General features: G+C 37.7%; 5 protein-coding genes. 3 read left to right on the top strand and 2 right to left on the bottom strand.

What is annotated here, in order from left to right:
- On the top strand, positions 1-395 hold a 395-nt coding region (locus tag K1X82_14500; protein MBX7183319.1), incomplete at its 5' end, for a pantoate--beta-alanine ligase.
- A gap of 20 nt (positions 396-415) precedes the next feature.
- Positions 416-1,798 carry a hypothetical protein gene (locus K1X82_14495; GenBank protein MBX7183318.1) on the top strand — a complete coding sequence of 461 codons (1,383 nt, stop codon included), beginning with the start codon at positions 416-418 and terminating at the stop codon, positions 1,796-1,798.
- Here the strand turns inward: K1X82_14495 and K1X82_14490 are convergent.
- Positions 1,795-2,868, bottom strand: coding sequence for a glycosyltransferase family 4 protein (locus K1X82_14490; protein MBX7183317.1), 1,074 nt, complete (start codon positions 2,866-2,868; stop codon positions 1,795-1,797). The genes K1X82_14495 and K1X82_14490 overlap by 4 nt on opposite strands.
- A 551-nt stretch (positions 2,869-3,419) precedes the next feature.
- On the opposite strand from K1X82_14490, the gene K1X82_14485 reads away from it, so the two are divergent.
- Complete coding sequence (locus K1X82_14485) at positions 3,420-4,694, top strand: GWxTD domain-containing protein (protein MBX7183316.1); 1,275 nt, start codon at positions 3,420-3,422, stop codon at positions 4,692-4,694.
- 1 nt (position 4,695) lies between these two features.
- Here the strand turns inward: K1X82_14485 and K1X82_14480 are convergent, their stop codons facing one another.
- Positions 4,696-5,664, bottom strand: a complete 969-nt coding sequence (locus tag K1X82_14480) for a KpsF/GutQ family sugar-phosphate isomerase (protein MBX7183315.1) — start codon at positions 5,662-5,664, stop codon at positions 4,696-4,698.
- Positions 5,665-6,043 lie beyond the last annotated feature (379 nt).

Raw genomic sequence — 6,043 nt, 5'->3', positions numbered from 1 at the left:
TTCAACAATTGGCTATTATTCAAACCATGACACGAAACTTACAATTGCCTATTACCATTGTTCCTTGTCCAACCCTTCGCCTTGCAAACGGATTGGCCATGAGTTCAAGAAATGAGCGATTATCGGATAAGGACAGGGAAAGAGCTTCCATAATTTATCAAACCCTGAAATTTGTACAGGAAAATCTTGGAAAGGTAACCGTTGAAGAAGTTCTTCAGCAAGGTGTTGAACAACTTAAATCTGGTGGTTTTCTAAATCCGGAATATTTGGAAGTATCAGACGCTGATACCTTAGAGCCTGCTCGAATCATCCAACCTAACAAAAACTATGTTATTTGTGTAGCAGCGTGGTTTGGTGAAGTTCGTTTGATTGATAATATTCGTTACAATAGCTAATTCATCTTTTTAAAGTCGAAATGGAGAGGAAATTTGATTTAAGTATTTTGGCCATAATGGCTTGTTTGATGGCTTGGTTTTTTTCTATCAGGACTTCCAACCGTGTAGAACAAGATATCATTCAACACGATGTTATTCAATATTACAGCTATCTGCCTGCTTACTTTATCCACCATGACCTGGCATTGAATTTTCTGGATACTATGAAATTTGATCCTAATGCAGGGGGGAGGTATTGGCACATGGATACTCCGGAAGGTAAACATGTTTTTAAAATGAGTATGGGTGTTTCGATGTTGTATGCACCATTCTTTTTCATTGGACATTATTCTACTTTGCAAACAAATCACTTCCCTGCCGATGGTTTTAGTACTCATTATAAATCTTGGCTGGCTGTTGGCACCTTTGTTTATGCCTTTCTGGGGCTCCTATTGATGAGGTATTTTTTGTTGCAATATTTCGAAAAACTGGTAACAGCCATTACCTTGTTGTGTATTGGATTGGGAACCAACCTGTTTTGCTATGTCACGCATGATATTTTGATGTCTCATGCCTATTCCTTTTTTCTTTTTGCCTGTATTTTGGTTGGAATACGATCTTGGTATTTGAAACCCGGTTGGTGGAATTCCATTTGGATAGGTTTGTGCTTAGGTTTGATAAGTTTAATCAGACCTACCAATTCCATTGTAATTCTCATGTTTGCTTTTTATAGCATTTATACTTTTTCTGATTGTAAGGAAAGATTGGCTATGTGGATTAAAAATTGGTATTGGATTATCGTAGTGTTAGCAATGGCTATGCTGGTTTGGTATCCTCAATTGATGTATTGGAAACAGCAAACCGGACAGTACTTCTATTATACCTATGGTGAAGAACGAATTTTTTGGAATAACCCACATTGGACGGAAGTACTGTTTAGTTATAGAAATGGCTGGTTGGTTTATACTCCCTTGATGTTTTTAGCGGTGGCAGGAATACTGTTGGTTGGAAAATTTGCCAAGGCCTGGCGTTTGGTATTGTGGATATACCTGCCTTTGCAAATTTACATTATTAGTTGCTGGTGGTGTTGGTGGTATGGTTCATCTTTTGGTCAACGTCCCATGGTAGATATCTATCCTTTAATGGCTATTCCTTTAGCAAGTTTTATTGCAATAGTTCTGAATGCCAATTATTGGGTAAAGTATAGTTTCGCTTTCTTGCTCATTTTCTTCATTCAACTGAATATTTTTCAAACCTGGCAATTCTCAAGATCTATATTGCATTTTGATAGCATGACTTCCAAAGCATATTGGAGACTGATGTTTCAGGCGAATTGGCCCAGTGATTATTCTGAACTCATTGAAGCCCCTGATTATGATAATGCCAAGAAAGGGCTACCGGAACGACATCCTGTAAAGGATTAATGAAATAAATGCAGGAAATTTTCAGTGTTGGATTGAACCGAAAAGTGATTCTCGATTTTTTCCCTGGTTCGACTTCCCATTTCTTGTAGCAATGGCCTATTGGTAAGCAACAAGGTTAAATAATGTAGCCATTCGTCTTCGGTTGAACAAACAAAACCATTGATGCCGTGATCAACAATTTTAGTATTTACCCCGACCGGCGAAACCAGAGAAGGTATTCCCAGTGCCATATATTGCAATGCTTTAAATCCACATTTTCCTTCACTCCATTTGTCTGGTGAAAGTGGCATTAAACCAATATCGATTTGCAATAAATCTTGAATTTCACTTTCCTCTTTCCAACGTATATATTCCAATGATTTTAAGGAGAAATCGGGTGCTCTGTCGCTGATAACTCTAAGTTTAAAAGTGAAATCTTTTTCAAGTTTTTCAAAAACAGGTAATAAATCATTCAAGTAACGAATGGTAGAATGGGTGCCGGTCCATCCAATGGTTAACATGGTTTGGGTATGTGGATTTACCCGGTTGTGTAAATTCCTGGTATCAATGGTGGTTGGATTTAATACTACGGCCTCATTAAATTGAGAGGCATACTTACAGAGGTATTCGTTTCCACAAGAAACTTTATAGGCAAGTTTACAAAGTGTTTCTGTGTTTTTAAAACGTTTTAGAAAACCAAACCCTTTGTTGTTTTCACTAAAATTGGGAATCCAAATAGCATCATCAAAGTCATAAATTATCTTGGCTCCCAAAAATTTAGCAATATATTCAAAAAAGGGCGGTCCCAGCGGAGCCGTTTCGCGATGAATAAAGACATAATTGTACTTTCTTATGCTGACTAATAGTGCAAGTCTTCGCAAGAGTCCTTTTGCAATTTCCCAGGCTTTGGAAGGAAAATGTCCTGGTTTATATAGAATCTTCCAAGCATAATCCGAAAGAAAACTATGATAATGAATTTCCCATCCTGCTTTTTCGAGGGAAGGAAGATATTGTTCAAAGCGAAATCTTTGACTTGCTGCTGTTCCGCGAGGATATGGAACAATAAATAGGATAGAACCCTTTTTTAACACCGAGGCAAATATACATGAGGAATGTACTATTGTGCTGACTTGAGGCAAGGAATTAAGGAATTAAAATGTAAACAGGCATAGGATTATTTCATGAAGGGTTAGTAATTCACCACCTGGCAGGAAACGACTAGATACGGTTATTAGTTGGATTAGTAACTTCAGGTGTAGGTAGCGCATCGGGCAACGATAGAGGCAAGTAGCCCACAGGACACCTATGGCGATAGCCTAGGGGGACGAGGACTACAGCCGATAGCGTGACCTGAACGCCCATGCAGATTGTTTAGGATTACAGCCAATAGAATGTTGGGCGGAAGGGGCCCGCATAACAAGAAAATTAAAGATTATTCGTCATGCTTGGCTTCTTAGAATACCCTAAATTATATTTATGCATTGCTTAGAAATATCGGAAAGAATGCTTTTTAGCCCAAGTTGACCAGGCAGGTTTGTTTTATGGTTGAATTGTAATTTGTACTATTTATTTGGGTTAAATCAGCTATTTTAGCCGAATTTTAGAACACAGCCAATCCCGATTGCCGGATGGTATTGATGAAATGAAAAGTAGAATTGGAATACTGGTTTGCTTAGTTGTGAGTATCATTCTGGGTTTGTCTTCCTGTTCAACCCCAGCCCTGGTAACCAACCAAAACCTAAGTTATATATATAATAAAGAACAAAGCTATTTACATCCGGAATATGTTGTATTCAACCGAAATGACAGTGTAAGTGCCCTTTATTTTCGAATAAATTCCAAGGAATTACTTTTTACCAGGTCATCCGAATCCAATTATTCCAATGCTAAATTTTCACTTAGTTTTTCCATTGTTCAGGATTATGAGAATAAGTCTATTGTAGATTCGGGAAGTGTTCAGTTAATAGCTAGTGATAGTGTGAAGGCAGATTATTACTATGGTTATACCGAATTGAAGGTGGCCAAAGGTTCAAAAATGTTGGCAATTGTTAAGTTTTCCGATAATAATCGCAATCAATTCATACAAAATTTTATACCTGTTGACCGCACCAAATCCTTCAATCCACAGGATATAATGGTGGTATCGCCCGGAGATACCATGCCTGTTTTTGACCTAAGTATTGGGAAGGGCCAGGAAGTAGAATTAAAATGCAATTATCCGGAAGGGCAAACCTTTTTTGTGGAATTATATGGGAAGGAATTTCCTTTACCTGCACCACCTTTTGCTATAGTAGAGGGACAAGCTTCTGATCTTAAACCAGACAGCAGTTTTTATTTGCCTTTTGATCGGGCAGCCCGGTTCACCTTGCCTTCCAAAGGATTGTATTTAATACGACGGAAACCATCCGATACCGGCGGATTTACCTTAAAAAGGTATTATGATAATTTTCCCAATGTAAAGGATCCGGAAATTATGTTGGCACCATTACGATTCTTAAGTTCTAAGCAGGAGTTTAAAGAAATATCGGAATCGCCAACCCGCAGGGCTGCGATAGAAAAGTTTTGGATTGAATGTTCAGGAAGTCAGGATAGGGCAAGAGATTTAATTAAGATTTTCTACAACCGTGTAAAGGATTCCAATGTTTATTTTACCTCTTACCTGGAAGGATGGAAGTCTGACAGAGGCTTAATTTATTTAATCTTTGGACCACCAACCATTGTGTATAGAAATTCTGCTTCTGAACAATGGATATATGGATCAGAAAGCAGCCTTTTATCACTTTCATTTACCTTTTTAAAGATGGAGAATCCATTTTCCGACAATGATTATAGTTTGAGTCGTAATACTACCTATAAAAATCAATGGTATCAAGCTGTAGATAGCTGGAGACAGGGTAGGGTTTGGCTGGATAATTAAACTATAATAGTCCTTCCGACAGTATTTCTTGTATATGAAGGATGCCTGCAGGGGTTTGATTATCTACCACAATTAATTGATTTATTTTGTTGGATTTCATGGTGTTTAATGCCTCTATGGCTAAGGAATCCAATGAGGTAGTTTTGGGGTTTTTACTAGCTAAATCAATAGCCTTACAATTTTTTAATTCTAAACCACCTTCACCCAGGTAACGCCTGAGGTCTCCATCAGTAATTATTCCGATCAGCTTAGAACCGTCCATTACTACAACTGCTCCTTTTCTGCCTGAACTGATTCCAACCACAATTTCGGCTAAATTGCTATCCGGTCCAACAGTTGGGAATGCTTGATTTTTAACTAAATCTGAAACTTTTAATAGCAGAGCTTTACCTAATGAACCTCCGGGATGAAACTGGGCAAAATCTTCGGCTTTGAAACCTTTGGATTCCATTAAAGCATTGGCCAAGGCATCACCTAAAGCCATTTGAACCGTAGTGCTTGAAGTTGGGGCCAGGTTAATGGTGCAAGCTTCCTTTTCAACATAGCTTGAAATGGCCCAATCGGAATGGATTCCTAAATACGATTGAAGATTTCCGGTAATACTAAGTATGGTGTTTCCTAAATTCTTTACTAAAGGAATCAAGGCCTTTATTTCGGCAGTACTTCCGCTATTGCTTATACAAAGTACGATATCTTGTTTCTGAATTATACCCAAATCGCCATGAATTGCATCGGCGGCATGCATAAATATGGAGGGTGTTCCGGTGCTATTAAAGGTGGCTACTATTTTTTGTCCAACAATTGCACTTTTTCCGATTCCGGTTACAATAACCCTTCCTTGGCTTTTTAATATGCATTCTACCGATTTAATAAATGACTCTCCCAATAGTCCTGAGGCATGCCGCAATGCCTCTGCTTCCATCAGTAAGGTTCTTGTGCCAATTTTCAATAGTTGGTCGGAAGTTTTCACGAATTAATAGGTTTTATGAAAAAAAAATGAAAATTTATGTGAAACGGAACGTAATTGAACTATTTTTGAGATGCAAAGATAGTTTTCTTGTGATGACTTAGGTAAGGCTTATTCGGGATGATTCTATAGGGATATAGCAAGAAAAAAAAAACCGATAAGTAACTGCTGAGTGTTTACACTTGACACTTAATTTCGCAACCCGTTAAAAAAATCGAACTTAAAATAAAAACCAAAAGCACCTAGAAATGGCTGAACAAGCAAAAGAATTATCATTTTCAGAAAAAGAAATTACTCAATCCTTAGAAAAGTACTTTGGTTTCAAGAACTTTAAAGGTGAACAGTATGCTATAATCCAAAGTGTTTTACAAGGGAAAGATAC

The sequence above is a fragment of the Bacteroidia bacterium genome, assembly GCA_019695265.1.
Lineage (GTDB): Bacteria > Bacteroidota > Bacteroidia > JAIBAJ01 > JAIBAJ01 > JAIBAJ01.
The sequence above is the reverse complement of the archived record's forward strand: the minus strand, read 5'-3'. Positions and strand labels throughout refer to the sequence as shown.